Annotated in this window: 33 protein-coding genes; 14 read left to right on the top strand and 19 right to left on the bottom strand. The window is 43.8% G+C overall.

The window, feature by feature from the left end:
- Positions 1-54: 54 nt before the first annotated feature.
- Complete coding sequence (locus ACPD8L_RS07190) at positions 55-939, top strand: PPK2 family polyphosphate kinase (protein ID WP_423942711.1); 885 nt, start codon at positions 55-57, stop codon at positions 937-939.
- Complete coding sequence (locus tag ACPD8L_RS07185) at positions 936-2,333, top strand: M20/M25/M40 family metallo-hydrolase (protein ID WP_423942709.1); 1,398 nt, start codon at positions 936-938, stop codon at positions 2,331-2,333. Before ACPD8L_RS07190 ends, ACPD8L_RS07185 begins: the two co-directional genes overlap by 4 nt.
- 57 nt (positions 2,334-2,390) lie before the next feature.
- On the opposite strand, the gene ACPD8L_RS07180 is transcribed toward ACPD8L_RS07185, so the two are convergent.
- Both ACPD8L_RS07180 and ACPD8L_RS07175 read right to left on the bottom strand, forming a co-directional pair.
- Positions 2,391-2,960 carry a PepSY domain-containing protein gene (locus tag ACPD8L_RS07180; protein ID WP_423942708.1) on the bottom strand — a complete coding sequence of 190 codons (570 nt, stop codon included), beginning with the start codon at positions 2,958-2,960 and terminating at the stop codon, positions 2,391-2,393.
- A gap of 82 nt (positions 2,961-3,042) precedes the next feature.
- Positions 3,043-3,234: a SymE family type I addiction module toxin gene (locus tag ACPD8L_RS07175; protein ID WP_423942706.1), complete on the bottom strand. Its 192-nt coding sequence runs from the start codon at positions 3,232-3,234 to the stop codon at positions 3,043-3,045.
- Positions 3,235-3,329: 95 nt separating this feature from the next.
- Here ACPD8L_RS07175 and ACPD8L_RS07170 point away from each other — a divergent pair, with 95 nt between their 5' ends.
- Positions 3,330-3,545 carry a helix-turn-helix transcriptional regulator gene (locus tag ACPD8L_RS07170; protein ID WP_423942704.1) on the top strand — a complete coding sequence of 72 codons (216 nt, stop codon included), beginning with the start codon at positions 3,330-3,332 and terminating at the stop codon, positions 3,543-3,545.
- Positions 3,546-3,602: 57 nt separating this feature from the next.
- On the opposite strand, the gene ACPD8L_RS07165 is transcribed toward ACPD8L_RS07170, so the two are convergent.
- Entirely contained in the window at positions 3,603-3,890 is a 288-nt protein-coding gene (locus tag ACPD8L_RS07165; protein ID WP_421809842.1) for a hypothetical protein, read from the bottom strand.
- Positions 3,891-3,901: 11 nt separating this feature from the next.
- Positions 3,902-4,210 carry a hypothetical protein gene (locus tag ACPD8L_RS07160; protein WP_421809841.1) on the bottom strand — a complete coding sequence of 103 codons (309 nt, stop codon included), beginning with the start codon at positions 4,208-4,210 and terminating at the stop codon, positions 3,902-3,904.
- 293 nt (positions 4,211-4,503) lie between these two features.
- Between ACPD8L_RS07160 and ACPD8L_RS07155 the strand changes: the two genes are divergently transcribed.
- Positions 4,504-4,719 (top strand): helix-turn-helix domain-containing protein, encoded by a 216-nt coding sequence (locus tag ACPD8L_RS07155; RefSeq protein ID WP_293301818.1) that lies wholly within the window; start codon positions 4,504-4,506, stop codon positions 4,717-4,719.
- Between the two features lie 51 nt (positions 4,720-4,770).
- Here ACPD8L_RS07155 and ACPD8L_RS07150 read toward each other — a convergent pair whose 3' ends face one another.
- From ACPD8L_RS07150 to ACPD8L_RS07130, 5 genes are all read right to left on the bottom strand, one after another.
- Positions 4,771-5,364 (bottom strand): DKNYY domain-containing protein, encoded by a 594-nt coding sequence (locus ACPD8L_RS07150; protein ID WP_423942702.1) that lies wholly within the window; start codon positions 5,362-5,364, stop codon positions 4,771-4,773.
- A gap of 113 nt (positions 5,365-5,477) precedes the next feature.
- Positions 5,478-5,867 carry a nuclear transport factor 2 family protein gene (locus ACPD8L_RS07145; RefSeq protein ID WP_116218290.1) on the bottom strand — a complete coding sequence of 130 codons (390 nt, stop codon included), beginning with the start codon at positions 5,865-5,867 and terminating at the stop codon, positions 5,478-5,480.
- 25 nt (positions 5,868-5,892) lie between these two features.
- A complete protein-coding gene (locus ACPD8L_RS07140; RefSeq protein WP_423942701.1) occupies positions 5,893-6,270 on the bottom strand; it encodes a nuclear transport factor 2 family protein in 378 nt (125 codons plus the stop codon).
- 61 nt (positions 6,271-6,331) lie between these two features.
- The gene (locus ACPD8L_RS07135) at positions 6,332-6,955 is read right to left on the bottom strand and encodes a class I SAM-dependent methyltransferase (RefSeq protein ID WP_421809837.1); all 624 of its coding nucleotides are present in this window, start codon (positions 6,953-6,955) and stop codon (positions 6,332-6,334) included.
- Positions 6,956-6,974: 19 nt separating this feature from the next.
- Entirely contained in the window at positions 6,975-8,054 is a 1,080-nt protein-coding gene (locus ACPD8L_RS07130) for a redoxin domain-containing protein (protein ID WP_423942698.1), read from the bottom strand.
- A 135-nt stretch (positions 8,055-8,189) separates the two neighbouring features.
- Between ACPD8L_RS07130 and ACPD8L_RS07125 the strand changes: the two genes are divergently transcribed.
- Positions 8,190-9,122, top strand: a complete 933-nt coding sequence (locus ACPD8L_RS07125) for a peptidylprolyl isomerase (protein WP_421809835.1) — start codon at positions 8,190-8,192, stop codon at positions 9,120-9,122.
- Positions 9,123-9,591: 469 nt separating this feature from the next.
- Here ACPD8L_RS07125 and ACPD8L_RS07120 read toward each other — a convergent pair whose 3' ends face one another.
- Together ACPD8L_RS07120 and ACPD8L_RS07115 are read right to left on the bottom strand one after the other, a co-directional pair.
- Complete coding sequence (locus ACPD8L_RS07120; RefSeq protein ID WP_116218286.1) at positions 9,592-9,786, bottom strand: cold-shock protein; 195 nt, start codon at positions 9,784-9,786, stop codon at positions 9,592-9,594.
- An 87-nt stretch (positions 9,787-9,873) separates the two neighbouring features.
- Entirely contained in the window at positions 9,874-10,512 is a 639-nt protein-coding gene (locus tag ACPD8L_RS07115; RefSeq protein WP_116218285.1) for a peroxiredoxin, read from the bottom strand.
- Between the two features lie 165 nt (positions 10,513-10,677).
- Here ACPD8L_RS07115 and ACPD8L_RS07110 point away from each other — a divergent pair, with 165 nt between their 5' ends.
- Positions 10,678-11,220, top strand: coding sequence for a YfiT family bacillithiol transferase (locus tag ACPD8L_RS07110; protein WP_423942696.1), 543 nt, complete (start codon positions 10,678-10,680; stop codon positions 11,218-11,220).
- Between the two features lies 1 nt (position 11,221).
- Here the strand turns inward: ACPD8L_RS07110 and ACPD8L_RS07105 are convergent, their stop codons facing one another.
- Genes ACPD8L_RS07105 through ACPD8L_RS07095 form a run of 3 tightly spaced genes read right to left on the bottom strand, consistent with a single transcriptional unit; the run spans position 11,222 to position 12,624 of the window.
- Entirely contained in the window at positions 11,222-11,743 is a 522-nt protein-coding gene (locus tag ACPD8L_RS07105; RefSeq protein ID WP_423942694.1) for a GNAT family N-acetyltransferase, read from the bottom strand.
- A 2-nt stretch (positions 11,744-11,745) separates the two neighbouring features.
- Complete coding sequence (locus ACPD8L_RS07100; protein ID WP_423942692.1) at positions 11,746-12,069, bottom strand: cupin domain-containing protein; 324 nt, start codon at positions 12,067-12,069, stop codon at positions 11,746-11,748.
- A complete protein-coding gene (locus ACPD8L_RS07095; RefSeq protein ID WP_423942691.1) occupies positions 12,070-12,624 on the bottom strand; it encodes a thioredoxin family protein in 555 nt (184 codons plus the stop codon).
- Between the two features lie 107 nt (positions 12,625-12,731).
- Between ACPD8L_RS07095 and ACPD8L_RS07090 the strand changes: the two genes are divergently transcribed.
- A complete protein-coding gene (locus ACPD8L_RS07090) occupies positions 12,732-13,649 on the top strand; it encodes a bile acid:sodium symporter family protein (RefSeq protein WP_423942689.1) in 918 nt (305 codons plus the stop codon).
- Positions 13,649-14,695: a lysophospholipid acyltransferase family protein gene (locus tag ACPD8L_RS07085; RefSeq protein WP_423942687.1), complete on the top strand. Its 1,047-nt coding sequence runs from the start codon at positions 13,649-13,651 to the stop codon at positions 14,693-14,695. Before ACPD8L_RS07090 ends, ACPD8L_RS07085 begins: the two co-directional genes overlap by 1 nt.
- Here ACPD8L_RS07085 and ACPD8L_RS07080 read toward each other — a convergent pair.
- The 3 genes from ACPD8L_RS07080 to ACPD8L_RS07070 form a co-directional block, all read right to left on the bottom strand.
- Positions 14,670-17,198: a M14 family zinc carboxypeptidase gene (locus ACPD8L_RS07080; protein WP_423942685.1), complete on the bottom strand. Its 2,529-nt coding sequence runs from the start codon at positions 17,196-17,198 to the stop codon at positions 14,670-14,672. The genes ACPD8L_RS07085 and ACPD8L_RS07080 overlap by 26 nt on opposite strands.
- An 85-nt stretch (positions 17,199-17,283) precedes the next feature.
- Positions 17,284-17,655 (bottom strand): PUR family DNA/RNA-binding protein, encoded by a 372-nt coding sequence (locus tag ACPD8L_RS07075; protein ID WP_116218278.1) that lies wholly within the window; start codon positions 17,653-17,655, stop codon positions 17,284-17,286.
- An 83-nt stretch (positions 17,656-17,738) separates the two neighbouring features.
- A complete protein-coding gene (locus ACPD8L_RS07070; protein ID WP_116218718.1) occupies positions 17,739-19,490 on the bottom strand; it encodes an ABC transporter ATP-binding protein in 1,752 nt (583 codons plus the stop codon).
- Between the two features lie 177 nt (positions 19,491-19,667).
- Between ACPD8L_RS07070 and nusB the strand changes: the two genes are divergently transcribed.
- The 5 genes from nusB (at position 19,668) to ACPD8L_RS07045 (ending at position 23,802) form a co-directional block, all read left to right on the top strand.
- Positions 19,668-20,615, top strand: coding sequence for a transcription antitermination factor NusB (gene nusB / locus ACPD8L_RS07065; protein ID WP_116218277.1), 948 nt, complete (start codon positions 19,668-19,670; stop codon positions 20,613-20,615).
- Between the two features lie 38 nt (positions 20,616-20,653).
- Complete coding sequence (locus tag ACPD8L_RS07060) at positions 20,654-21,133, top strand: DUF1573 domain-containing protein (RefSeq protein ID WP_116218276.1); 480 nt, start codon at positions 20,654-20,656, stop codon at positions 21,131-21,133.
- 13 nt (positions 21,134-21,146) lie between these two features.
- Positions 21,147-21,434: a preprotein translocase subunit YajC gene (gene yajC, locus ACPD8L_RS07055; RefSeq protein ID WP_423942682.1), complete on the top strand. Its 288-nt coding sequence runs from the start codon at positions 21,147-21,149 to the stop codon at positions 21,432-21,434.
- 88 nt (positions 21,435-21,522) lie between these two features.
- Positions 21,523-22,869: a Gfo/Idh/MocA family protein gene (locus ACPD8L_RS07050; protein ID WP_421809830.1), complete on the top strand. Its 1,347-nt coding sequence runs from the start codon at positions 21,523-21,525 to the stop codon at positions 22,867-22,869.
- Positions 22,870-22,884: 15 nt separating this feature from the next.
- The gene (locus tag ACPD8L_RS07045; protein ID WP_423942681.1) at positions 22,885-23,802 is read left to right on the top strand and encodes a hypothetical protein; all 918 of its coding nucleotides are present in this window, start codon (positions 22,885-22,887) and stop codon (positions 23,800-23,802) included.
- A gap of 2 nt (positions 23,803-23,804) precedes the next feature.
- Here the strand turns inward: ACPD8L_RS07045 and ACPD8L_RS07040 are convergent, their stop codons facing one another.
- Both ACPD8L_RS07040 and pepT read right to left on the bottom strand, forming a co-directional pair.
- Entirely contained in the window at positions 23,805-24,395 is a 591-nt protein-coding gene (locus ACPD8L_RS07040; RefSeq protein WP_421809828.1) for a YdeI/OmpD-associated family protein, read from the bottom strand.
- A 1-nt stretch (position 24,396) separates the two neighbouring features.
- Positions 24,397-25,626: a peptidase T gene (gene pepT / locus ACPD8L_RS07035; protein ID WP_421809827.1), complete on the bottom strand. Its 1,230-nt coding sequence runs from the start codon at positions 25,624-25,626 to the stop codon at positions 24,397-24,399.
- 100 nt (positions 25,627-25,726) lie between these two features.
- Here pepT and ACPD8L_RS07030 point away from each other — a divergent pair, with 100 nt between their 5' ends.
- A complete protein-coding gene (locus ACPD8L_RS07030; protein ID WP_423942679.1) occupies positions 25,727-26,146 on the top strand; it encodes a hypothetical protein in 420 nt (139 codons plus the stop codon).
- Positions 26,147-26,153: the final 7 nt, after the last annotated feature.

Genomic DNA, 26,153 nt, shown 5'->3' with positions numbered 1-26,153 from the left:
ACGGCAGTTTTTTATCAGTTGAAAGAATGGATAAAATGGACTATATTGAATCCCATGGAAAAAATCAATACGGAAACTTATAAGGTGAAAGAAGGGGTGGATTTATCCCAATTGACTACATATCAGGATTTTGGAGCCTCTGAAAAGGAACTGAAAAAGGCACTCAAAAACATCCGAAAGGATTTGGGCGAGTTCCAGGATACCATGTACGCCCATGGAAAATACGGGGTCTTGGTCTGTTTGCAGGGCATGGATACCGCGGGAAAGGACAGCTTGATCAGGGAAGTCTTCAAAGACTTCAATGCAAGGGGAGTGGCAGTCCATAGTTTTAAGGTGCCCACACCATTGGAATTGCGGCACGACTATCTATGGCGACATTATGTTGCCTTGCCGGAACGGGGCAAGTTTTCCGTATTCAACAGGACCCATTATGAGAATGTATTGGTCACCAAAGTGCATCCCGAATATATTTTGGGGGAAAATATACCCGGAGTGGAATCGGTTTCCGATATAAACGATGCTTTTTGGGAGAAGCGCTACAGACAAATCAACGATTTTGAAAAGCATGCAGCTGAAAATGGTACGGTGATCTTTAAGTTCTTTCTGCATCTTTCCAAAGAAGAACAACGTCAACGCTTATTGCGTAGAATCCATTTAAAGCGAAAAAATTGGAAGTTCTCCCCGGGCGACCTTGAAGAGCGTAAACTTTGGAGCGACTATCAAGATTGTTACGAGGAAGCCTTGAACAAAACCTCCAGGGACCACGCGCCTTGGTTTGTGGTTCCGGCGGACAATAAAGAGGCGGCCCGTGTCATTGTGGCATCGGTGATGCTGGAAGCGTTAAAAAAGTACAAAGATATCAAGGAACCCGAGCTCGATGATAAAATAAAGGCTAATTTAGAAACCTTTAAACAAGAACTGGAAAAAGAATCCCCATGAAAAAAGTACTCCTTTTGGCCCTTTTGCTGGCAAGTACCCCATTTTTTTCACAATCTGACGACGAAAAACAAATCAAGGCCATATACGATAAAGCCCTGACCGATGGGCAGGCGTATGAATGGTTGGATTACCTTTCCAATCAGATCGGTGGTCGTTTGTCAGGTTCGGTACAGGCCCAACAGGCCGTGGAATACACCAAGGGCCAGTTGGATTCCTTGGGGTTGGACCGCGTGTGGCTGCAACCCGTAATGGTGCCCAAGTGGGTGAGGGGACTCCCGGAGTTTGCCTACATGGAGACCAAGCCCGGACTCACCACCAATATGCCCATTTGTGCCTTGGGAGGTTCCGTGGCCACGCCAGATGGTGGCCTAAAGGCCAATATTGTTGAGGTGCAGGGGATAGAAGACCTTCAAAAGCTGGGAAAGGATAAAATAGCGGGAAAGATTGTCTTTTACAATCGACCTATGGACCCTACGCTGATCAGTACTTTCGCATCGTATTCCGGTTGTGTGGACCAACGGTATTCCGGTGCGGCCGAGGCGGCCAAGTATGGCGCTTTGGGTGTGATCGTGCGTTCCATGAACCTGCGATTGGATGATTATCCCCACACGGGTTCCATGAGCTATGGCGATACGCCCGTTTCGCAAAGGATTCCAGCGGCGGCCATCAGTACCAACGGGGCCGATTTGTTGAGCACCACCTTAAAACTCAATCCCAACATCAAATTTTATTTTAAGCAGAACTGCAAACAATACGAGGATGTACAATCTTATAACGTTATTGGTGAGATCAAGGGAAGTACCTATCCCAATGAAGTCATGGTCGTGGGTGGACATTTGGATTCTTGGGATTTGGGCGATGGTTCCCATGACGATGGTGCCGGTTGTGTGCAGAGCATGGACGTCCTTAGATTGTTGAAGAAGACCGGATACAAGCCCAAGCGTACCATTCGCGTAGTGCTGTTCATGAATGAGGAAAATGGGCTTCGCGGGGGCAACAAATATGCCGAAGTGGCCTTGAGCAAGAACGAAAACCACGTCTTTGCCTTGGAAAGCGATTCAGGTGGATTTACCCCAAGGGGTTTTTCACTGGATTGTTCCGATGAAAATTTTGACCAGATCCAAAGCTGGAAAAGCTTATTCGAACCTTATTTGATCCATTTGTTCGTGAAAGGATATAGCGGTGCGGACATTGGCCCCATGAAAAACCCCGATATTGTCCTAGCCGGTCTGGTACCCGATTCACAAAGGTATTTTGACCATCACCATGCCGAGAACGACACTTTTGAGCATGTGAACAAACGAGAATTGGAACTGGGAGCAGCCTCTATGGCCAGTTTGGTATACCTTATGGATAAGTATGGTGCCATTCCAACTTCAAAAATAAAAGGGTAGTCTTAACAGGAAACAGGAAACAGGAGTTAGGAGCCAGAAGGTATCGGATAAATCGGATTAGGTTATGGGCTTTTTTGCCTTCCGCATTCTTTTGGGTCCGTACCACAACCAAAAACCGGTGATGGTGAACAACAAGAGTGAAGTGCCCATAACAGTGGTGTATACCAATTTTATCACTCCCGAAGTTCCCAGATAGCGATCCAAAATGGAGCCGTCATGTACTTTTTCCAAAAAATCCGAACGGCGCTGACCAATGGAAAGTACATCGCCTGTGGCACCATCCAACTGTACTTCGTAGTATTCGTCCACAAAGACAAACTTTACCATGCCCTTGTCCTTGCGCATATCAATCCGGTCCAGTTCCAAGGAAAGTTGGGGAGAAACAGCGTTGTGCAAGGTGTTGCAGGCAATGGTATGCAGGCTATCCACCGGGAGCCAGTCCCGTAGATCGGTGGAAGTGCCCTTTTGCGACTCGGGAAGGATCATCCCGGCGGTGTTCTTTTTCCAGCCGAGCAACAGGCCGGAGACCGATATGAAAAAGAAGAACACAAATAAAAAGGCACCCGTGGTACGGTGCACTTTTCTAAAAACCCGTAAAATTTTCGCCTGCTTTTTTCTTTTCCCCATACAACTGTAAAATCGGTACAAACAATCCTATAAAGATCGGCAAAATTTATGAGATCGCCAGTGGACTAAACATTGTTTGAAACTACGGCCCGTAATCTTCCACTACGGTAAGGGTAAGTTTTTTGTCCTGCATGATCACCTGTACCATTTTTCCCTCCTCAAAACCCAACTCCTTGAGCCAATGGCCCTCCAACCGTATTTCGGGCACCAGAATGTTGTCCCAGGTACGGCGACGGAATTGGGAATGGATTTTTAGGGTCTTATAATTACTCAATTGTCATACAGTTATATGACAATAATAAAACATTAAATCGATTTGTCAAACTTTTGTATGACAAAAGTGTCACATTAATAGTTGACATTTGTTTTGTGGACAGAGAAGGTTTAAAAAAGAAGCTGGGAAAACGCGTGGTTCAACTCCGGGAAGAAAAGGGGTGGAGCCAAGCCGAGTTGGCGCGTGCATGCAAGAAAGACCGACAAGCTCTGGAGAAGATTGAAAATGGAAAAGTAAATCCCACGGTCTACACCTTATATGAAATTGCCCAAGTTCTGGAAGTTCCCTTGCTGGAGCTTTTTAGGTTTTAAGGCTGACCAGATGTTACAGTTGTAAGTTTTGATGATAGCAAGATTATGTTAGCCGTCTTATTTTAGTTTTTTCTTGTTGGCCAACTGTTTCTTTGCCTCTAATTGCTGCTTACCCACTAATTCAGTTTTCTGGGAAAGCTGCTTTTTAGCCTCCAATTGTTGTTTGCTGGTCAGTTCAGCTTTTTTGGAAAGTTGTTTTTTAGCTTCCAGTTGCTGTTTGCTCACCAAATCGGATTTCTGGGATAATTGTTTTTTAGCTTCCAGTTGCTGTTTGCTCACCAAATCGGATTTCTGGGATAATTGCTTTTTTGCCTCGAGCTGTAATTTTGAAACATCTTCATTCATAATATCTATTTTTAAAGGTTTGGAATATGCTTTTTTACAAATTTGATTTGTTCTTCAGTCAATCCGTTGAATAGATTTTCCGGTATAAGCGATTCAGGGTCAAAATTGCAACCTTCGGTTAAGCTTGGATTTTCTCCATTTTGAAGTTTTCTTACCTGCTCTTCAAACCCAGGAATACATAAATTGTTTAGGGGGCAGGTAATACAGGGTGTCCTGTCTCTAGAAGCAAGCAGATATTTAGCTTCGGAAATACAATACTCTTCAAATTCTGGGCCATTATATCTTTTGGAAGGATTGGTATTGTATTTTTTTAAACTCATAACTATCTGATTTTTATAAAAATACATAATTTTTTGTACTAAAAGACTTATTTTCGTATATAAAAATTATTACAAAAAATGATTTTAAACCTCTCATGTTTAATTAGTGAGATATCATTAGGGGAAAAAGCAAAAATGACCTACGTCATAGTAATACACCGCAGGCCATTCTATAGGAATATTGCTCTAAATTTCCTTAAAGAATACTGTGTTGATGAAGTAATGGTATGGTGCTTCCTTCTTTACCTTTTAGCCCCTTAAGCTTAACCTGTTAGATATAGTGACCATGAAAAATGCAAAATGACAAATATCTAGTACAGTTGGGAGTCCGTATCAAGGAAAAGCGGGAAGCAAAAGGCATGGACCAAAAAGCCTTTGCGTTTGATTGTGGCATTGGAAGAACCCAATTGTATATGATAGAAAACGGAAAGACCAATCCACGTTTGGGTACTTTGATGAAAATTGCGGATGGTCTTGAGGTTCCCTTGCTGGAGCTTTTTAGGTTTTAAGGATGGCCGTTAGGTTATTGGGCAATTTTTATGGCCAACAGGATACATGGCCTATTCAACTCTTTTATACCCTTTGAATTTTTGTGTTTGTGTTTTGGCCTCAGCACTTCCTCCTGTAATGATCGCATTCACGCTCAAGGTGTCCAGCCATGTATACCCCTCATTTTGTTTTATGAAGAATGATTTTGTTGAAGAGGTTTTCATACCACTACTTTTTGTGATTTCAAATTCCTCTATGTTGTCAACGTTCATTGGCAAATTTCCATTAAAAATCCGCTCATCATCTTTTGCATAGGGCCACTCAATGATTTCAAAAGTGCTTGGATTGGCAAAAATCACGATTTCAGTATCCAAATAGACATTTTTTTTGTCTTTGGCATATCCATTTTCTGTGATGACTTTAAATGTTTCTGGATCACAGTTTTCAATTTCAATGCCTCTCCAATACACAGAGTTCTTGTCCCTTGCGTATTCTGGGGAGTCCAATATTGTAAAAGTGGATATGTCCGCGTTGATTTTTCTAACGTGTTTTCCTGCCTCGCTATGTAGCACCCAGGCCCAGTTTCCATCGATTTTTTTATAACCTTCTCCGCAAGACATGAGTAAAATGGGAATGATGAGTATATGTATAGCTTTAAATTTCATTTTTTAGTTGTGCCAAAACCTTTTATCTGGTTTACGGATGAAATCCTCCCAAAAAATACTGAAAAATCCATAATAATCTGCTTTGAAGATTTAATGGATAGTGTACAAGTGCATCATTTCATGGCCTCGGCCACCAATCTGGTGTCGGTATATTGGGTAAACTTGATGATTTTCCCGTTTTTCAAGACATACCGATGGGCAAAATCCGCGGTCATGGATTTCCCCGTTTTGGCATAGGTGCCCTTGTACTGCCCAATGGCAAAGACCGATTCGCCCGCATCCACATATTCGTCAATGGTTGCGGCCCAAGAGGTCCAGTTTTCCCCAAAATTCTGGAACACGTTCTTGAGAATGGCATCGAACCCCATATGGTGCCCTCCATTGGGAAAGCCCTTCATTTGGATCCATTCAATGTCCGGGGCAAATTTCTCCTTTATGGCGTTGGTGTCTCCTTTGGAGAAGTCTAGGTACAGCTCCTTTATGGTTTCAATGTTCGATTTCATTTTCTGTGGATCTATGCGGTTCGTTTTATAGTTTGATGACGTAGGAGGTCATGGTCTTGATTTTTTCCCCTTTGGCCCCTTTGAATTCATAAAAATCCGAAAAGGCATACTGCTTTCCGTTCCGCATCACCATGGTCCCGCGTACAGCTCCTTCTTTTCCATGGCTAAGGATCTGGTCCAGGAATAATTCCGATATATTTTCGGTGGTCATTTGTTCCAATGCATCAGCAAATTGTTCCTTTCCCTCTATTTTTCCATTCCCGACAATGGTCCAGACGATATCATCTGTTACGTTGTTCAGAAGGAATTTTACATTGGCTTTGACAAACGCACTGTTGAACTCTTTCAGGAATGCCATTTTTGGGGAATTTCCGCAGTTGGGCTTTGAAATGATTTTTGTCATCCAGCAAGTTTTTGGTCTAAGTTCAGGGTTTCCAGTTTCAAAAAAGAGTGATTTGTTGATTTTATTTTTTCCGGCCTACAAACCTAACCACAGACCCTGTTCCCACATGAAAAAGTCCTTCACTGAGTTCAACCTCTTTTTCCACAAGTTCGGTGATTTCGTAATCGGTAAAATCTGCAAGCAACTCCTCAACGGAGAAAAGACTTTCCAAATCCCTTGGGCCACCTACTTTGGGATTTTTCTCCCGGTAGGGCAGGTGTTTTTTCCCAAAAGCCTCGAAAATCACCGTTCCATCCTTACGTAAATAAGTACTGAGCAGTTTATGGTATGCGGATTTAATGGACGCCGGAAAATGGGCATAGATCAGTGCAATGGCATCAAACTGCCCTTCGGTATAGTCCAAATCTGGGAGTTGACCTACTTTGTAGTCCAAGGAAACCTTGTTCTTTTCGGCAAGCTGTAATGCTTTTTTCCGTCCTTCCGTACTGATGTCGAACGCGGAAACGGTCCAACCCAATTTGGCGGCGTACACGGCATTGCGGCCTTCGCCCTCGGCAGCAAAAAGGATGCTTCCGGGTTCTAGTTTTTCCAATTGTCCACGCAGATACTCATTGGGTTGTTCACCAAAGGCATATGCGGTGTTGCTATACCGTTCGTCCCATCGTTTTAACCAAGGGTCTTTCATGATATTTTAATTTCGTGCATTAATCAAATACTTCTTTGAGCTTGTTTTTTAGGGCGTTCCCACGGATAAACCGTGCCACGATTTTTCCATTTTCATCAATGAGTAAATTGTCCGGGATGTCCCGTACCCCATAGATCATGGCGGCTTCATTGTTGGCTCCTTTTAGGTCGCTAACGTTGGCCCAAGTGAGCCCATCTTTTTCAATGGCCCCTTTCCATCGATTTTCATCGGAATCCAAGGAAACTCCCAAGATTTCAAATCCTTGGTCATGGTACTGGTCATAGAGTTCCACCAGTTCAGGGTTGAAACTTCGGCACGGTCCGCACCAAGAGGCCCAAAACTCTATCAGGGTGTATTTGCCTTTCATTTCGGAAAGCCGGACCATTTGTCCAGCGGTGTTGGATTGTTCAAAATCGACATAGTTGTCACCGATGGCAAGGGTCTGGTTCTTGGCAATGAATTCCTGTATGGTCTTTCCTTCTTCCGAAGCCTTTAGTTCCGTGCCCAAGGAAGAAAACAATTGTTCGGTTTTATGCCCGCCGAGACGTTCCTTGGACCAGTTCAATCGGGTAAGACTTTCATAGGATTCAGGATATTCCGCAATAAACTTTTGGTTGATGCCCACTTCCACATTCTGCATTTGCTCATAGATCATGAAAAGGGAATCCCTATTGCTGTCCGTTACCATGGCCTCCAATTTTTCCATTTCATTAAAGATGGAATCTTTGCGCGACAAAAGTAAAACGGACTCATCCTGTGTTTTGGAGCCAGTGATTTCGGCATCCGAAAAACGTCCTTTTTCGCCAACAACCCTTATTTCGGCATTTTCCAACCAGAAGGTCTTGTCGTCCCTGCTATTGGGCATTCGTACATGGGCCAAAGTAGGTCGGTCCAGGTTTCCCTTAAATTGAAACTTTTCATCCATGACAACCGTGGAATCCACAACTTTATGGGTATTGGGGAAGAAGTATAGAAGAATATGGGTTCCGTCAGGTACATTCTTTGCGGTTCCTTGGATGGTAAACCCACGGGTATCCGTTTTGTTTTGACAAGAGGTTGCTATTGCAAATACTAGGAAGATGATGCCGAGCTGTTTCATGGTCAGTAAATTTTTGCCCTATAAAAATACTTCTTATTTGGCAAAAGATCGGACCTTCAAGGGATTGCCCTTTAAAACCCCTACCTTTGCAATCTTGTAAAAGATAACACCCAATAATTTTTATAATCAGAAGATATGGAAGACGGAATCTACGCGAAATTCAACACCTCCAAAGGTGAAATATTGGTAAAGCTTACTTATGATAAAACCCCGGGTACCGTGGGTAATTTTGTGGCTTTGGCAGAAGGTAACATGGAAAATTCGGCAAAACCGCAGGGCAAGCCCTATTATGATGGGTTAAAGTTCCATAGGGTAATTGCCGACTTTATGGTTCAAGGAGGGTGTCCTTTGGGAACCGGTACCGGTGATCCCGGATATAAATTTGATGATGAGTTCCATCCTGAGTTGACCCATGAGGGGCCAGGAGTGCTTTCCATGGCCAATGCAGGTCCTGGTACCAATGGCAGCCAGTTTTTCATTACCCATGTGGCCACACCTTGGTTGGACAACAAGCATACCGTATTCGGACATGTGGAGCATGGACAGGAAGTAGTGGATGCCATTGCCCAAGGCGATGCGATTGAAAGTTTGGAAATTGTGAGGGTAGGGGATGATGCCCAAAATTGGAATGCCATTGAAGCTTTCAGGACTTTTGAGGGAGCCCGGGAGAAACGAATTGCGGAAGCCAAGGCCAAAGCCGAAGCAGAGATGGAAGAATTGGCAGCCGGGTTTGATAAAACCGATAGTGGTCTGCGATACAAGATCATTCAAAAAGGAAGCGGGGCCAAACCTCAAAAAGGCAGTACGGTTTCTGTCCATTACGAAGGTTGTTTGTCCGATGGACAGGTTTTTGACTCATCCTATAAAAGAAATCAGCCCATTGAATTTAGCCTGGGTGTAGGTCAGGTCATTCCAGGATGGGATGAAGGGATTGGACTGTTGCAGGTTGGGGACAAGGCCCGATTTGTGATCCCATCACACTTGGCTTATGGAAGTGCGGGAGCTGGAGGGGTTATTCCTCCTGATGCCACTTTGATTTTTGATGTGGAACTTATGGGGGTAAAATAAATAACTTCCAGAGATATGCAATATTAAAAAAGCTTCCATAACAGGGAGCTTTTTTATTTGGCTCTATTGACGCTGACCAAAAGCAAACAAAAGTTAAGGATAAGCAATAGCAGTAAAACGGTAAAGAATGTGCCCATATCGGAATTTCTCTTTAGTTGATAACAATCCAACGTAAAAATACCCTACCGTATTGTCCTAAATTTAAAGTCAGAATCTAGTGTTTATTGAAAATTCCACCGGAAAAGTTCTTTTTGGAGCCATTGACACTCAAAACAAGTAACAATGCATTAATGACCAAAAGGAGAAGGAGTATCCCAAAAAAAGTGTTCATAGCATTTCATTTAATGGTTATGGGGAACGGTGTTTGTAGAATAGATATAAAAAAGAAAAGAGGTTGCGTTTAATTTTTCAAAAAATAAAAAACCCGGGAAAAACCCGGGTTTTATTTATAAAAAAGAGCGTTTGTACCTTAATCAATAACTTGTACGTTTACGGCGTTCAATCCTTTTTTACCTTGTTGTAGTTCAAATTCTACAACGTCACCTTCCCTAATTTCGTCGATTAGACCTGAAATGTGTACAAAGTGATCTGTTTCTGAACCTTCTTCAGTGATAAAGCCATAACCTTTTGAATCGTTGAAGAATTTTACTGTTCCTTTACTCATAATAAATACTAAAAAATTAATTTGAGCAGCGAATGTACGTTTAATTTATTGATAATTAGGGTTTTTGTTCTTTTTTCTCAAAAAAGATTATGCAGTGGGGTCTGGTGTCAACCTCAAATACGGCTTAACTTCTTCAACCCCACCCGAAAAGATTTGTTTTGCTTCTTCGGTGGGTATGGCCGGACTGACCACAACTTTTTCCCCATTTTTCCAGTTTGCGGGTGTGGCCACTTTATGGTTGGCCGTCAATTGTAGGGAATCTACAACCCTTAAAAGCTCGTAAAAGTTCCGCCCGGTGGATGCAGGATAGGTCAAGATCAATTTTACCTTTTTGTCCGGACCAATAATAAATACTGAACGAACGGTAAGCGTATCGTTGGCATTGGGGTGGATCATATCATATAGGTCGGATACTTTTCGGTCCTCATCGGCAATGATGGGAAAATTGACCACAGTGTTCTGTGTTTCGTTGATATCCTTGATCCATTCCTTGTGCGATTCGGCACCATCAACGCTCAATGCCATCATTTTTACATGGCGTTTGTCAAATTCGTCCTTGAACTTGGCGGCAGTGCCCAGTTCTGTTGTGCAGACCGGGGTAAAATCGGCAGGATGCGAAAAAAGAATGCCCCAACCATCACCAAGATAGTCGTAAAAGTTCAATGTGCCCTCAGAAGTTGCGGCAGTGAAATCAGGAGCGGTATCGCCCAATCGTAATGCGGCCATATATGTCTTGTTTTTAGATTAAAAAATAGTTGTCCTACAAAATTAGTAGATAATTCAATTGCATGTTTTTCATGGCGTTAAAAGTGTATTAAAATTAAGGTTACTCTTCATATTTTATGGTTGTACACGATATCATTCTGTAAAAGAGTTCCTTATTTTTGGTGTATGGAAAAAGAACAATTGGAGCAACTTCGTTACCCTATTGGGCATTATCAAATTCCCGACCCAATCACGCAGCAACATTTGGATGAATGGATCTCTGTTTTGGAGAACCTTCCCCAACGCTTGGCCGACATGGTCCTCCCGCTTTCCGAGGACCAACTGGAAGCCCCGTATAGACCGGAAGGTTGGACCGTAAGGCAATTGGTGCACCACATTGCGGACAGTCACCATCATAGTTATATCCGATTTAAATGGGCACTTACGGAAGACAATCCACTGATCAAACCCTATGATGAGAAGGCATGGGCAGCGTTGTTTGATTCCAAATCAGCTCCCATACAGATGTCATTGGACCATTTGAGGGTAGTGCATGCCAAGTTGGTCTATCTGTTGAAAGGGCTATCAGAAGAAGACCTCCAACGGAAGTTTACCCATCCGGATGGAAATGAAGAGACCACCCTAAAAGAGAATATTGGACGCTACGCATGGCACGGTAGTCACCATTTTGCCCATATCAAGAAACTTTTGGAGCGTAAGGGTTGGTAATTTAAAGGGTTTTGGTCAAAATATACATGGCTTTTTCCGACGCTTTGGCCCCGGCTAGGGTAAGCTCGCTTTCCCGTTTTACCACAAATCCATTTTTCTGATAAAATTGAATGGGATTTCCCTTTTGCATGGTATCCAACCAGACTACTTTCTTTTTTAGTGCCAAGGCTTCCTGTTCAATCAGTTGAAGCACTTTTTTGCCCAGTCCCTTGCCGGAATGGGCTTTCAGTAGATAGATTTTTTCTGCTTTTAGGGAAATGTCATCAGAAAGCTCATCAATACCGCAATTCTTGACCAATTTTACAATTCCAGCGACTTCTTGTCCAACTTTTACAAGGTAGTGGGCCGCATTGGGGTCCTCCAACTCTTGTGTTACGACAGATTTTTCAAGGCTATGGGCAATATAAGGGGTTGGGTCCCCATTCTCCCATAAATGTAGATAATGCTCCCGATACGATTTTTGCCCGACCGAACAGTACATGTCCAACGTGGATAGATCCACAATTTCCAAAGTGGCTTCCATGCTTATGGATTATTTTCCCCTCCTTCAGGGCCATAAAAAAGTACCCAAGTGGCAAAATCATCGGTAAAGTTTTCAAATCGATGTTCGACCCCGGTAGGTACAAAAAGAAAATCGCCTGGTGAAAAAGTAGTTCTTGCCCCGTTGTTCAAAAACTCACCACTTCCCGAAATTACCACGTATACCTCATCCCTCGAATGGGGTTGTTGAAGGTCCACTTTTTCCGGTTTGTAGATCTCCACGGACAAGGTCCCATGCGCAAACAAGTTCAGGAAAGGACTGTCTTGGGTTGATAATTGTTGGAGCGCCTCTTTTGGGTTGATCTTCATTTACTTCCATTTAATATTGCAGCCAATACTGGGTTTCTGATTGGAATCGATAGCGTTTCCGTTTAAAACGGCATTCATGGCATTGCGCAGGTCACTGCCGGTCAAGGGCAGGCCATTCCCTGGTCTGGAATCGTCCAATTGCCCCCTGTAAACCAGTTCCAAGTTTGCATCGAACAGATAAAAATCCGGGGTGCAGGCAGCATCATAGGCCTTGGCCACTTCTTGGGTCTCATCATAGAGATAGGGAAACGAATATTCCATTGCCTTGGCCTTCTCTTTCATAAGGTCAGGGGCATCTTTCGGATAATTGGCCACATCATTGCTGGAAATGGCCACAAAGCCAATTCCTTTTGCCTGATATTCCTTCCCCAATCTGGATAGCTCAGGGTTTACATGGACCACAAAAGGGCAATGGTTGCAGATGAACATCACCACGGTTCCGTTCTTTCCCTTCAGTTTTTCCAAAGAAAGGGTCATGTTGGACACGGTGTCCAATAATTCAAATTCTGGGGCTTTGGTGCCCAGTGGAAGCATGTTACTAGGGGTACGGGCCATATCTTTTTTTTACCGTTTAAAGGTATAAAATTCATGGGCTTTCTTCTAAAAGTAGAATACCCATTAATGGAAAGAATCCTGTATATTGTGAAGGTAACACCATTGTTTTGGAGCAAATCATAGATACGGTACACATCAATTTTGATGAGAAATCGCTTTGGACCTTGAACATGGCCTTGGCCTTGGTCATGTTTGGTGTGGCTTTGGAAATCTCCTTCACAGACTTCAAACGGCTGTTCCGGACTCCAAAACCCGTGATTGCCGGTGTTTTTTGTCAGTTTTTGGTGCTGCCGGCCATCACCTTTGCCTTGGTCTGGATTGTGGAGCCTATACCCAGTATGGCTTTGGGCATGTTTATGGTAGCGGCCTGCCCAGGGGGCAATGTGTCCAACTTCTTCACCCATTTTTCCAAAGGAAACGCAGCTTTGTCGGTCACGCTGACCGCTATTGCAACCCTCTTGGCCATTTTTATGACTCCGATCAATCTAAGTTTTTGGGGTGGAATGTATGGACCAACAGCCTCCATTTTAAAAGAAGTTTCCATTTCTCCCTATGAAATGGTGAAATTGGTGGCCCTTTTGTTGGGCATACCCTTGGTATTGGGAATGTTGTTCAACCATTATGCCCCTCGTACCGCAAAGAAAATGGCAAGAGGGTTTAAAATAGGCTCTTTGTTGTTCTTTGTGGTCTTGGTGTTTTTGGCATTATATAAGAACATCGATGTTTTTATGGAGTATGTGCTCTACGTTTTTTGGCTGGTAGTGGTACATAATCTGGTGGCCTTGTTGACCGGGTTTTCCGTTGCGAAATCTTTGGGACTGTCCCAAGAGAACATACGCTGCATCACCATAGAGACAGGCATCCAGAACTCAGGATTGGGACTGCTGTTGATTTTTACGTTTTTTGATGGCTTGGGCGGTATGGCCCTGTTGACCGCTTTTTGGGGAATTTGGCATCTCGTTTCCGGATTGGTGCTGGGTACGGTTTGGGGGTATAGGCCCATTGAAAAAGAAGAACTGGTCTGATGCGAGGATTGGCATATTCCATTCTTAAACTTTGGGTTGCTACAGGCTTGTTTTTCTATTACAGGAAAGTCAAGGTAGTGGGTAAAGAAAAAATTCCTTTGGATAAGCCGGTGCTGTTTCTTTCCAATCATCAGAATGCGCTTATGGATGTGCTCCTGATTGCGGTGTATTGTGGCAGAAAACCTTGGTTTTTGACCCGTTCCGATGTTTTTAAGAACTCTTTTTTAAAGTCGTTTTTCAACTTTTTGCAAATGATGGCGGTGTACCGGATAAGGGATGGTAAGTCCAGTGTTCCTAAAAATAAGGCCGTATTTAAAAAATGTGCCCATTTGTTGGAAGCCAAGCATGCCATTCTGTTGTTTCCCGAAGCCAACCATAGTTTGCAAAGAAGGGTAAGGCCCCTGAGCAAAGGGTTTACCCGTATTGTGGAAGCCACTTTGGAACAAAAGCCAAATTTGGATGTCCAGTTGGTGCCTATTGGGCAAAACTATGCCTATCCGCAGCAAGCGGGAGATGCAGCAACCCTGGTTTTTGGGAATCCCATTCCTGTCCAGGACCATAAAAATGCCCCTGATTTTATAAGCAAACTGAAAGAAGAGGTTCAGTATAGCCTCATGAAATTGACGACCCATATCCCGGAAACAGAATATGATGGTGCCATACAAAGTCTTGGAGAAAATGGAGAGCAGTATCTTGAGCCCACAGCGGTAAATGCACTGATTTCGCAAGGTGATTCTTTGAAGGAAACCGAAACGGGAAAGAAAGTAGGAAACCCATTTCCAAAAGCCTTGTTTACCATATGGAACCTACCATTTATTTTGTTGTGGAGAAGTGTATTGAAACCTAAAGTCCCTGAAGCTGAATTTGAAGCTACGTTTCGCTTTGGTTTTGTGCTATTGGTCTACCCAATGATATATGGAATCTGCTTTTTGCTTATATGGAATTGGTACAACACAAAAACGGCATGCCTTTTTGTGTTAGGGCATGCCGTGGTAAATCTTGTCCTTGTAAAAATGGGTATTACATCATCGGTCCAAAGAAAATAGCATTCATCAACAGTTTGTTGGTGCCATACCAGAAGGCCCTAAAATTGGTGTTGTCGGTAAAAAGTACAACCCTTCCTTTGCCCATTCGTTTGACTTTGAACGGAACGCTGTTCTTGATGAGTTCGGCATTTTCCTCCGAAATATAACCGCTTAGTAACGGGTTATTGGTATACTGGATGGGATTGTCATAGCTGTTCTTTTCCGGTTCCAAATAGATATTGGTATTTCGGAACAAGGCCAACCTATCATTTTTATATCCGTAATTGATAGGGTGGGAACGATCTAATTTAGCTTCAAAAATGGCACCACCCGTAACTTGGGCTCCTTGAAAATCCTCCTTTTGGTCAAAGGCAATGTTCTTGGCGACCAAGGTGTCCTTACGCAGAACAAGGTCCAGGAACTCATTGCTTTTAAACCAATTGGCCGTGTTACGGTATCCAATAATGGTACCACCATTTTTCACCCATTCCTTGACCTTTTCGGCACCTTTTTTATCCAAAAGCGTACCACCTCCCCAACCGGTTCCTGTAAGGATCAAGGCTGTATAGGAATCAAGATCGACACTGTTGAAATAGCGCGTATCTATTTTGGTGATTTTCATATCGTAGCGAGTGTCAAATAGATGCCAGATTTCACCGGCATCATAGGAGCGGGTACCTTCACCTACCAATAAGGCCACTTTCTGTTTTTTCAAGGCTTCAAAATCATTGCTACCCAAATCAATGCCTTGGGTAAGGCCCGTGGAAACCCCGCTGATATGGATGCCACTTTCTTGGGCTACGGTATTCAAAAAGGCATACAGCTCATCGGTATCCAATTTTTGGTTCTGTACCGGAACCATGATGGAACCATAATCATACCGGGTACCCTCTAAAGTAAACGGCGATTTGGCGGCCTTTGCCCGCAATCCTTTTTCCAATATTTTGTTCAGGGCTTTTGGGGTGTAATATTCATGCCATTCAAATACATAGGCGTAGTTGCTTTTTTGACTGACACTTCCTTGGGGATGTTTAAAATCGACAATTTCCGGTCCTGCATTGGACAGAGAGTTGAGCTCGGCATAATCCACATTGAAAGCCAATGGAAAGGTCCAAGCCGAAATGTCATAGAAGAGACTATCCGTAAAAGTGGTCCGCTTCTCAAACATCGCCTTGATCAATCTTGGGTTTTTCTGGTTCATGGGAACCACGTAGCTGTTACCTTGTTTAAAGGTTTTCCCATTGATGGTGGCATCTGAGGCCAATTCATGGAACTTTATTTTGTGCCTTTTAAGAATTTCTGCCAAATGCCAAGCTTTGGAGGCATCCTTGCTATCCCCGAAAATCAAGGCCTTGGTTTTACTACGCGATGCTTCGTTGCGCATGTTGGCATAGAACCCTTGCTGGTAGTCCAAAATTTTGGTGCGCATGTTCTGTGCGGCCTCTATGGTGGAAAGCGCTGTGGTAAACTGGTTTCGTATGGTAAAAGGAAAGGTCAAGAGGCCGTTGTCACTCTCTTGGATATGGCCCCGTGAACTACCTTGTTCAAAAAGAATCCCAATACCGCCGTTCACATCCGGAAATGTGGAACCCTTGCCATAGTAATAGTCGTCATAATTTTCTTCGGAATAGTACAACGAACCAATTTTGTCCAAAGCCTTGGCATGATAGCTTCCAATTTCCTTGGTGAGCTCTTGGTTGATTTTAGGAGTCAATGGATGTACCCGTGTCGGCTCCCCAGGTTGAAAGAAAAATGTGGAGTTAGTGCCCATTTCATGGTGGTCGGTCAGGATATTGGGCAGCCATTGGTGAAAGGTTTCAATTCGGGCCCTACTCTCCGGTAATTGTACGGGCAGCCAATCCCGGTTCATATCAAACCAATAGTGATTGGTACGTCCACCAGGCCAAACCTCGTGGTACTCCCTTTCGTTGCTGTCCGGATTTAGGTTTTGACTCTTATGGATATTGGCCCAATAGGCAAAGCGCTGTAGCCCATCTGGGTTGAAACTCGGGTCCATAAGGATAATGGTGTTGTCCAAAAGGGATTCAATTTCTGGACCTTGGGCTGCGGCAAGGTAATAGGCGTAGGCCAATCCGGCATTGGCGCCACTGGGTTCATTACCATGGATGGAAAAACCTTGGTAGACCACAATGGGCATATTGGCGGTATCTGTATTGCCATTTCCTTCGGAAAGTGCCACATGTTGTTGGCGTATGCTTTCCAAATTTTGATGGTTTTTGGGTGAAGTGACCGTAAGTAGTAGTAAAGGTCTGCCTTCAAAAGTGGTCCCTCTATTTTCAATGCTTATCCGGTCACTGGATGCGGCGAGTTGTTGCATATAGAACACCAATTTATCATGGGTCACATGCCATTCCCCAACCTCGTGGCCGATGACTTCGGCGGGTTTTGGGATACTACTATCGTACGAGATGTTGTTGGGTAGATAATAGTCCAGCGTAACTTGTTGGGCACTTAGATTTAGGCCCATGATTAGCGCCAAGAATAGGAAATTGATTTTTTTCATGAGGTCATTTTGAATTAGTCGTGTGATAAAAATAAAAAAACGGCCTGCATTTGCAGGCCGTTTTGTCTTTTTTTAAAACGATGTTTTAAATGTCATCAAAGCTCACATCGGTAAAACTCCCCGAAGCGGTTCCGTTTTCACTGATGTCCCTTTCTTCTTTTTTGAAATCTTTTTGATGACGCTCAGAAATTACTTCTTGACCTTTTTCGTCAATAATGTAATCCATCATCTCTTCCATGATTTCCTTAAAAGCGGTAAAATCTTCCTTGTATAGGTAAATCTTGTGCTTTTTGTAGTGGAAAGAACCATCATCATGGGTAAACTTTTTACTTTCCGTAATGGTTAAGTAGTAATCGCCGGCCTTGGTGCTCCTTACATCAAAAAAGTAAGTTCTTCTCCCGGCCCGTAAGACTTTGGAGTAAATTTCTTCCTGATCCATGATATCTTTCTCGCCCATGTGGTCTTGTGTTGTAATTAGTTCCTTATGTTGTATAATTCTACCAAAAATGTAAAAAAAAAGCTAATTCAGCAACTTTTTTATTAATCTTTCCCTGAAAGCTGATTGATATAGAGTTCTTTATAATATCCATCAACATTGTTCAACTGGTCATGGGTGCCCTCTTGGATGATTTTACCATTTTCAAGTACAATGATCTTGTCGGCATTTTTGGCAGAAGAGACCCTGTGGCTTACGATCAAAGTGGTCTTGTTCTCGGATGCTCGTTTGAGATTGTTCAGGATTTCTTCCTCGGTTTCGGTGTCCACAGCGGACAAACAATCATCAAAAAGATAGATTTTAGGGTCTTTGAGCAATGCCCGCGCAATGGAGACCCGTTGCTTTTGTCCCCCGCTTAAGGTAATGCCCCGCTCCCCTAAAATGGTATCGTATTTTTTGGCAAATCCCTGAATGTTGTCGTGGACAACCGCTTTTTGGGCCACGGCCACAATCTCATCAAATGAGGCATTTTCATCGCCAAATCGGATGTTGTTCTCTATGGTGTCCGAAAAAAGGAAGGCATCTTGCGGTACTGCACCAATGGAGCTCCGTAGACTGTTCAGGTTGAGTTTTTGAACGGGAATACCATCCACCAAAACCTCTCCCGAAGAGGTGTCGTACAGACGGGCCACCAAATCCAAAATGGTTGATTTCCCGGATCCCGTTTTCCCCAAAAAGGCCACAGTCTCCCCGGCCTTTATTGTAAAGGATACATTATCCAAGGCAGTAATGTTGGTGTCGTCATAGGTAAAGGACACGTTTTTGAACTCAATATCCCCTTTGATGGGCGTGGACTCAGCAACCTCATTTTTAATGGTGGGCTGTATCGTTAAAAACTCATTGATTCGTTTTTGGGATGCTTCGGCCCTTTGGATGATGGAGGTAAGCCATCCCACAATGGCCACCGGCCACGTGAGCATGTTTACATATAGGATGAACTCCGCAATGATTCCGAAGGATTCTATTTTTCCATCAATATATTGCATGCCACCTACGTAGATGACAATAGTGTTACTGATTCCGATAAGGAGGACCATCAAGGGAAAAAACCAAGCGTTTACCTTGGCCAACGCCATGCTGGTATCCTTGCCTTCGGTGGCCAGGTTCCTGAGCTCTTGGTTGATGCGTGGTTCTATGCTGTAGGCTTTGATGACCGAAACCCCTGAGAAAGACTCTTGGGTAAAAGTGGACAGGGTGGACAGAAACTCTTGGACCTTGGTGCTTCTTTTATGGATGATCTTACTAATCTGATAGATCAAGACCGATAAAACAGGAAGGGGCAATAAGGTATATGCTGCCAAGGTGGGTGCCTTTATGAACATCAAAGGGATCAAACAGGCAAAAAGCGTAAGGGTCTGGATACCGTACATGATGGCCGGTCCCCCATACATCCGAACTTGGTTGACATCCTCACTGATACGGTTCATGAGATCTCCTACACGGTTTTTCTTATAAAAATCAAGGTTTAGGATTTGATAGTGGTCAAATACCTCGTTTTTCAAATCATATTCAATATACCTGGATACGTTGATAATGGTCTGTCGCATCAAAAAAGTGAACAGTGCCGAAAGTAGGGCGGCACCAACAACAATCAATATATAATGGAATAGGGATTGCTTTGCTTCGGCAAGAGTAATGGTATTTCCGGTATACTTTTCTACAATCTGGATGGAATTGTTCACGTAATGGGGCAGTACCAAAGAGAACAATCGGGCAACGATGGTGATCAAAACCCCCATCAATAGCTTAAACCAATATTTTTTGAAGTATTTATTAAGGTGTTTCAGTTCCTTCATAGGAGGGAAGGTGGTTTTTAGAACGTCTGTTGATTGACAATCGAACAAAGATATACCATTGGCCCAAAAATAAATGTTATAAAACTGATAAGAAAACAACTTTGGTAGGCCACATCGAAATATAAGGTTATTTTTGCGCAGTGAAAGCCAATCAATGACTTTAAAAGTTCTTTAAAAATGCTTACTAGAAGGCATATCAGAGTAAAAGTGATGCAGTGTATCTATGCACTGGTCCAATCCAAGGACGATTCCTTGCAGAAACAGGAAAAATTCCTAAGAGTGAGCATTGAGAATATGTACGTGCTCTATTTGTTGGTATTGAGCCTCTTGGCCGAACTGCAGCGACTGGCTGCCAAACATGCCAGTCATGCCACAAAAAAATACCTTGCCACAGAAGAAGATGGTTATCCCGATCGCGAAAAGTTCGTGAAGAACCGACTGTTGCTCCAGATTTCCGAGAATGAGCTCCTCAAAGGGGAACTCTCCAAAAGAAAGCTGGACAACTGGTACTTGAATGACGAATACGTGAAGATCCTATACAAGGAGGTCGTGGCCAGCGATATCTACAAGGCTTACATGACCAACGGAAAGAACGATTATGAGGACGATAGGGAAGTAGTGCTCCAGCTTTTCAAGGAAATTATAGCCCCCAACGATAAGATCTATGAGTATTTTGAGGATGACAAACTTACTTGGGTGGACGATTTTCCCATTGTAAATACCTATTTGGCCAAACGTTTGCGCAAGGCCACTGAAACCTCTGGTGAACGTTATTTTATCCCCGCGTTGCTCAAGGATCAGCAAGATATGGTCTTTGCCAATGACCTGTTGACCAAGACCTTGTTACATGACGCCAAATGGGAGAAGGAAATTGAGGGGAAAACCCCCAATTGGGACAATGACCGTATTGCCGAGATCGATTTGATCATCCTAAAAATGGCCATCTGTGAGCTGCTCAACTTTCCATCCATTCCGGAGAAAGTGACCCTAAATGAGTATTTGGAGATTGCCAAGGAGTACTCCACGCCCAAGAGCAGTATCTTTATCAACGGGGTTTTGGACAAATTGGCCAAGGAATACAAATCCGATGGAAGACTTCAAAAAATAGGTAGAGGACTACAATAAACAATATTTGAGTATTTTTGGAAAAACAAATTATTATCATGAAAAGAATAACAACAATTTTTAGTTTGATCATGGCCGTTGCCGTGATGGGCGTTTCCTGCAAGGACAAGGCATCCAACAAAATCGTTGCGGACAATGTGGAAAGCGCAACTTCAAGGGATGAAGCACAAAAGCAACTTCCCGTGATGAGCTTTGAAAAGGCCGAGCATGATTTTGGTGCCATAGCCCAAGGCACTCCGCAAGAAACCACATTCAAGTTCACCAACACCGGTAATGCCCCTTTGATCATCACCGATGCAAAGAGTAGCTGTGGTTGCACCGTACCGGAATATCCAAAGAATGCGCCTATTGCTCCTGGTGAAACTGGCGAATTGTTGGTAAAATTCAATGGTTCTGGACAAAATCAAGTGACCAAGACCATTACCGTTACGGCCAATACAGAAAAAGGAACCGAGATCTTAAGAATCAAGGCCTTCGTTAATCCTAAGGAAGCAGCTCCTGCTGGTCCTGTTAAATAGATAAAATACCTAAATGGGAAATATAGGCGATTTTTTACCTCTGATATTGATTTTTGCGGTGGCGTATTTCTTTATGATCCGTCCACAGATCAAGCGTCAGAAGGATGAGAAGAAGTTTACTTCGGAGTTGAAAAAAGGAGACCGCATCATCACCAAAAGCGGACTTCATGGCAAGATCGTGGAAATGAACGACAAGGATTTCTCCTGTGTCATTGAAACCATGGCTGGCCGTTTAAAGTTTGATCGTTCCGCCATTTCCATGGAAATGAGCAAAAAATTGAACGCCGCTTCGGACAAATAATAGCTTCTAGAGCAATATAGATTAAAACGTCCCCTGCAATTGAGTTTGCGGGGGACGTTTTTTTGTATCTTATTCAAAATTTGAAAAAATGGGCACTAGAAGACAATTCATTAGAAAGGGGTCATTGTATACGGTCGGTTTGGGAACCTCCTTGTTCTTTCCCACTGAAATTTTGGCCTCGCTGCGAAGGACCGTGAGCCCCAATGACAAGATTCAAGTGGGATTAATCGGGTGCAACGGAATGGGCTTTGCAGACCTTACCTCCCTCTTGAAGAACAGTGAAGTGGAGGTGGTGGCCCTTTGTGATGTGGATGAAAATGTCCTTCGTGCCAAGACTGCAGATTTGAAAAAGGCCAACATCAAAAAACCAAAGTGGTATACTGACTATCGGAAAATGTTGGACGATAAGGATATTGATATTGTCATCGTGGGAACCCCCGATCATTGGCACTGTCTTCAGTTGGTGGATGCCGTGGATGCTGGCAAGGACGTCTATTGTGAAAAGCCCATTGCCAATTCCATAGCAGAATGCGAAGCCATGCTTTCGGCCGTGGATGCCAGTGACCGAATGGTACAGATAGGACAGTGGCAACGTAGCCAACCCCACTTTGTGGATGCCATAAACTATGTGCATTCCGGGAAATTGGGGCAAATACGTTTGGTAAAGACCTGGGCCTACCAAGGGTGGATGAAATCCATTCCCGAAGTGCCTAATGCTCCCGCACCGGAAGGGGTGGATTATAAAATGTGGTTGGGCCCTGCCCAAGACCGACCTTTCAACAAGAACCGGTTCCATTTCGATTTTAGATGGTTTTGGGACTATGCAGGAGGATTGATGACCGATTGGGGCGTACACTTGATTGACTATGCCCTCTATGGCATGAAGGCCTCTACGCCCAAATCAGTGATGGCCATGGGTGGAAAGTTTGCTTATCCCGATGATGCTGCCGAGACCCCGGATACCCTACAAACTGTGTATGAGTTCGATGGGTTTTCACTTCTTTGGGAGCACGCCAATGGCATTGACGGCGGAAACTATGGAAGAAACCATGGGATAGCCTTCATTGGCAACAACGGAACCTTGGTGTTGGACCGTGGAGGTTGGGAGGTAATTCCGGAGAAACATCGGCCTAACTGGAGCGAGGATTTGGGTCCCAAAATAGCAGGAGTAGGCCTGCAGACTGTAAAAGCCAATGGTCTGGATTTGCATACAGTGAATTTCTTGGAAGCCATCAAGAAAAGGGACAAAAGCATTCTTAATGCTCCAATTAAAGTAGGGTACGATGCCGCCGTGGTCAGCCATATGGGCAATGTGGCCTATAAAACAGGGGAACGCCTGTTCTGGGATGCCCAAAAAGGTCGGTTCAACCATAAAGAAGCCGATGTACTGTTGACCAATGAATACCATAACGGCTGGAAAATGCCCAAAAAGTAAGCTTCCATAAATTTTATGAATACATTTAATACTATCCGTTTCCAAGTGATAAGTTTGGGGTTTGTATGCGTGCTGATGTTGGGTTGTGCCACTTCAAAAAACGAAGTTGCCATCCAAGTAAGGCAGACCCCTTCTCCCATGCAAGACCATATTCGGGAACACGCCCGATTGAAAAACGAAGAACCTCCGGGCACCAAAATCGTGTTGGAGGGTATATTGTCCAAACCGGTCACGGTATACTTGCCCTCTGCAGCGGAGGGAATTCAAGAATTGGATTTGCTCATCCACTTCCATGGAGCACCCTTTGTGGCCATGCAGGCCGTTCACAATTTGAAAAAACCCATGGCTTTGGCCGTGGTGCAACAAGGTTCTGGTTCCTCGGTCTATGCAGCACCTTTTGTTGATGTGGCAGTCTATCCCCGTTTGTTGAAGGCCATACAGGACAAACTGGATGTGGACCGGATGGGAAAGGTGTATTTTAGTTCCTTTAGTGCGGGATATGGTGCCGTCCGTGAGTTGTTGAAAACCCATGAAGCCAAAATAGACGGCATTTTACTCTTGGATGGGCTGCACACCGATTACATCCCCGAGGCTACTCCTTTGGCCCAAGGCGGACAATTGAATGCAGAAAAAATGAAAGGTTTCTTAGCTTTTGCCCAAAAGGCGGTCAGCGGAGAAAAGAAAATGTTGATTACCCATTCCGAAATTTTCCCAGGGACCTATGCCAGTACCACCGAGACCGCGGATTGGTTGATCAACGAACTCGGATTACAACGAAACCCTATCTTGGAATGGGGTCCCATGGGCATGCAGCAAGTGTCCGAAACCCAAAAGGGCAATTTTTCGGTCAGGGCATTTGTGGGGAATACGGCCCCAGATCATGTGGATCATTTACACGGGCTAGAGGCTTTTGTAAAGGACTTGGTAGATTAAATTTAGCGGTAGGCATCGTGTAGACCCACCCCTTTTTGGATCAAGGGCAATATTTTTTCCAACCGTCTTAGTTTGGTCTGCTCTTGTTTGGCTTCCAAGATGTATTCGCAAAACTCCTTTTGCTTGTAGGGGGTAAAATTTTTAAAGGCGGTTTGCAACTCCTTACTTTCCTTTAATTTTTGCTGAAGCAGTGCCGGGATGGTCACTTTTGAAGTTTTCTCCGCCTTGACCTCCATGCCCTTTTTCTGGTTTTCAATGGCTTCTTTCATGTAATTGATAACTGCTTTTTCATCAATCCCGTCCAATGCATGGAACTTCCAGTGCCGCATGCCTTTGGTCTTTCCTTCTTGGGCATTTTCCAACACTTTTTTGGGGTCTTTCAGAAACACCCCGTTGAAGAACCAAATCCCAAAATGGTTTTTGAACTTACAGATGCCAAATACATTTTTGCCATTGACCGTATACACCGGAAAACTCCATTTAAAGTCCTCCTCACTTTCGGTCTGTAGGGCCAGCCTTCGCAGGTATGCTATACCTTCCTTGAACGGATGGTCGTTATCGTAATAGGCTTCTATTTTTCCGGATTTTTCCATGTCATTTGATCTGACTGGCAGTAAGTTCGCAAATTTTTACGATAACCCTAACCGCTTTTTCCATACTTTCCAAAGGAACATATTCATATTTTCCATGAAAATTGTGTCCCCCGGCAAAAATATTGGGGCAGGGTAGCCCCATAAAACTCAACTGTGACCCGTCCGTTCCCCCCCTAATGGGTTTTATGATAGGTTCAATGCCCAAAGACTCCATGGCCTCTTGGGCAATCTCTACAATATGGAACACGGGTTCCACCTTTTCGCGCATGTTGCGGTATTGGTCTTCGATTTCCACCGTGATACAATCCCCGTGTTTTTGGGCGAGCTTGTCCGCAATACTGGCCAATAGTTCCTTTCTGGCTTGAAAATGTATGGCATCGTGGTCGCGGATGATCATATCTATTTGGGCATTCTCTATCTCCCCCTTTATTTTGTGCACATGGAAAAAGCCTTCCATGCCCGTGGTGTGTTCGGGAACTTCCCGTGGGGGGAGCAGGCTTAAAAATTCGTTGGCAATGGCAATGGCGTTCACCATCTTGTTCTTGGCATACCCGGGGTGGACACTCTTTCCCTTAACAATGATCTTGGCGCTGGCCGCATTGAAATTTTCATACTCCAGTTCGCCCACTTGGCTGCCGTCCATGGTATAGGCCCAATCGGCACCGAATTTTTTTACGTCGAACTTATGCGCACCCCTACCTATTTCCTCATCTGGGGTAAAGGCCACCCGTATCTTTCCGTGTTTGATCTCGGGATGTTGGGCCAAATATTCCATGGCCGTGATAATCTCGGCGATGCCCGCCTTGTCATCGGCGCCCAATAAAGTATTCCCATCCGTGGTGATCAAGGTCTGACCTTGGTACTGTAATAGATCTTCAAAATAGTCTGGGGAAAGCACAATGTCTTTTGCTTTGTTGAGGATAATATCCTTACCGTCATAATCTTTTATGATCTGTGGTTTTACATTCCTTCCCGAAAAATCAGGAGAGGTGTCCATATGCGAGATAAAACCTATGGTGGGCACTTTTTTGTCCGTGTTGGCGGGTAGGGTTGCCATGATATAGGCATTTTCATCAATGGAAACTTCCTGCAAACCAATCTGGTGCAGTTCCAAGACCAGTTTTTTGGCCAAAGTCCATTGTTTTTCAGTACTGGGCGTGGTTTTGGAATATGGGTCGCTTTGGGTATCGGTGGTTACATAATCCAGAAATCGGGACAAAAGTTTTTCCATGCTGTGCTTTTCATCAAAAATAATGGTTATTCAATCGTGATATTAAGAAAGCGGGGTTTAAAAAAAGTATATTTCTCCCACTTTTTAAAATCAACCTAAATTGAAGGGAGCTGTTTTGTTCATTTTCCTATTATCGATGTTTCTTGGGTCGGCCCAAGAGGAGTGTGCCTTGGGGGTGGGGGGCATGGACGATGGGACCATTGCGGAAGTGTTTCAACTGAACGAGGAGCAAAAGGAAAGCCTTAAAAATTGGAGTGCTGAACTGAAAATTCGAAATGAAATCCTGAGAAATCGGGCCGAATTTCTATTAAAACAGCACGAAGAAAGTCCGCCTAAAGTGCTGATGACGGTTTCCCGCGAATACAAAACCATTATGGACAGCATGAAGCTGAACATTCGGATGATGGATAAAAGGCTGTTGTCAATCTTCAATCCAAAACAGTACAGCTTTTATGTAAAATTATGCGATCAGCTTACGTTGCGCCCTATCCATGTAAATAAGTCGGTTGACGAAAAATAAATGATTT

This window comes from Flagellimonas algicida (genome assembly GCF_049629585.1).
Classification (GTDB): domain Bacteria; phylum Bacteroidota; class Bacteroidia; order Flavobacteriales; family Flavobacteriaceae; genus Flagellimonas.
This window is presented reverse-complemented; position numbering and strand designations above follow the sequence as displayed.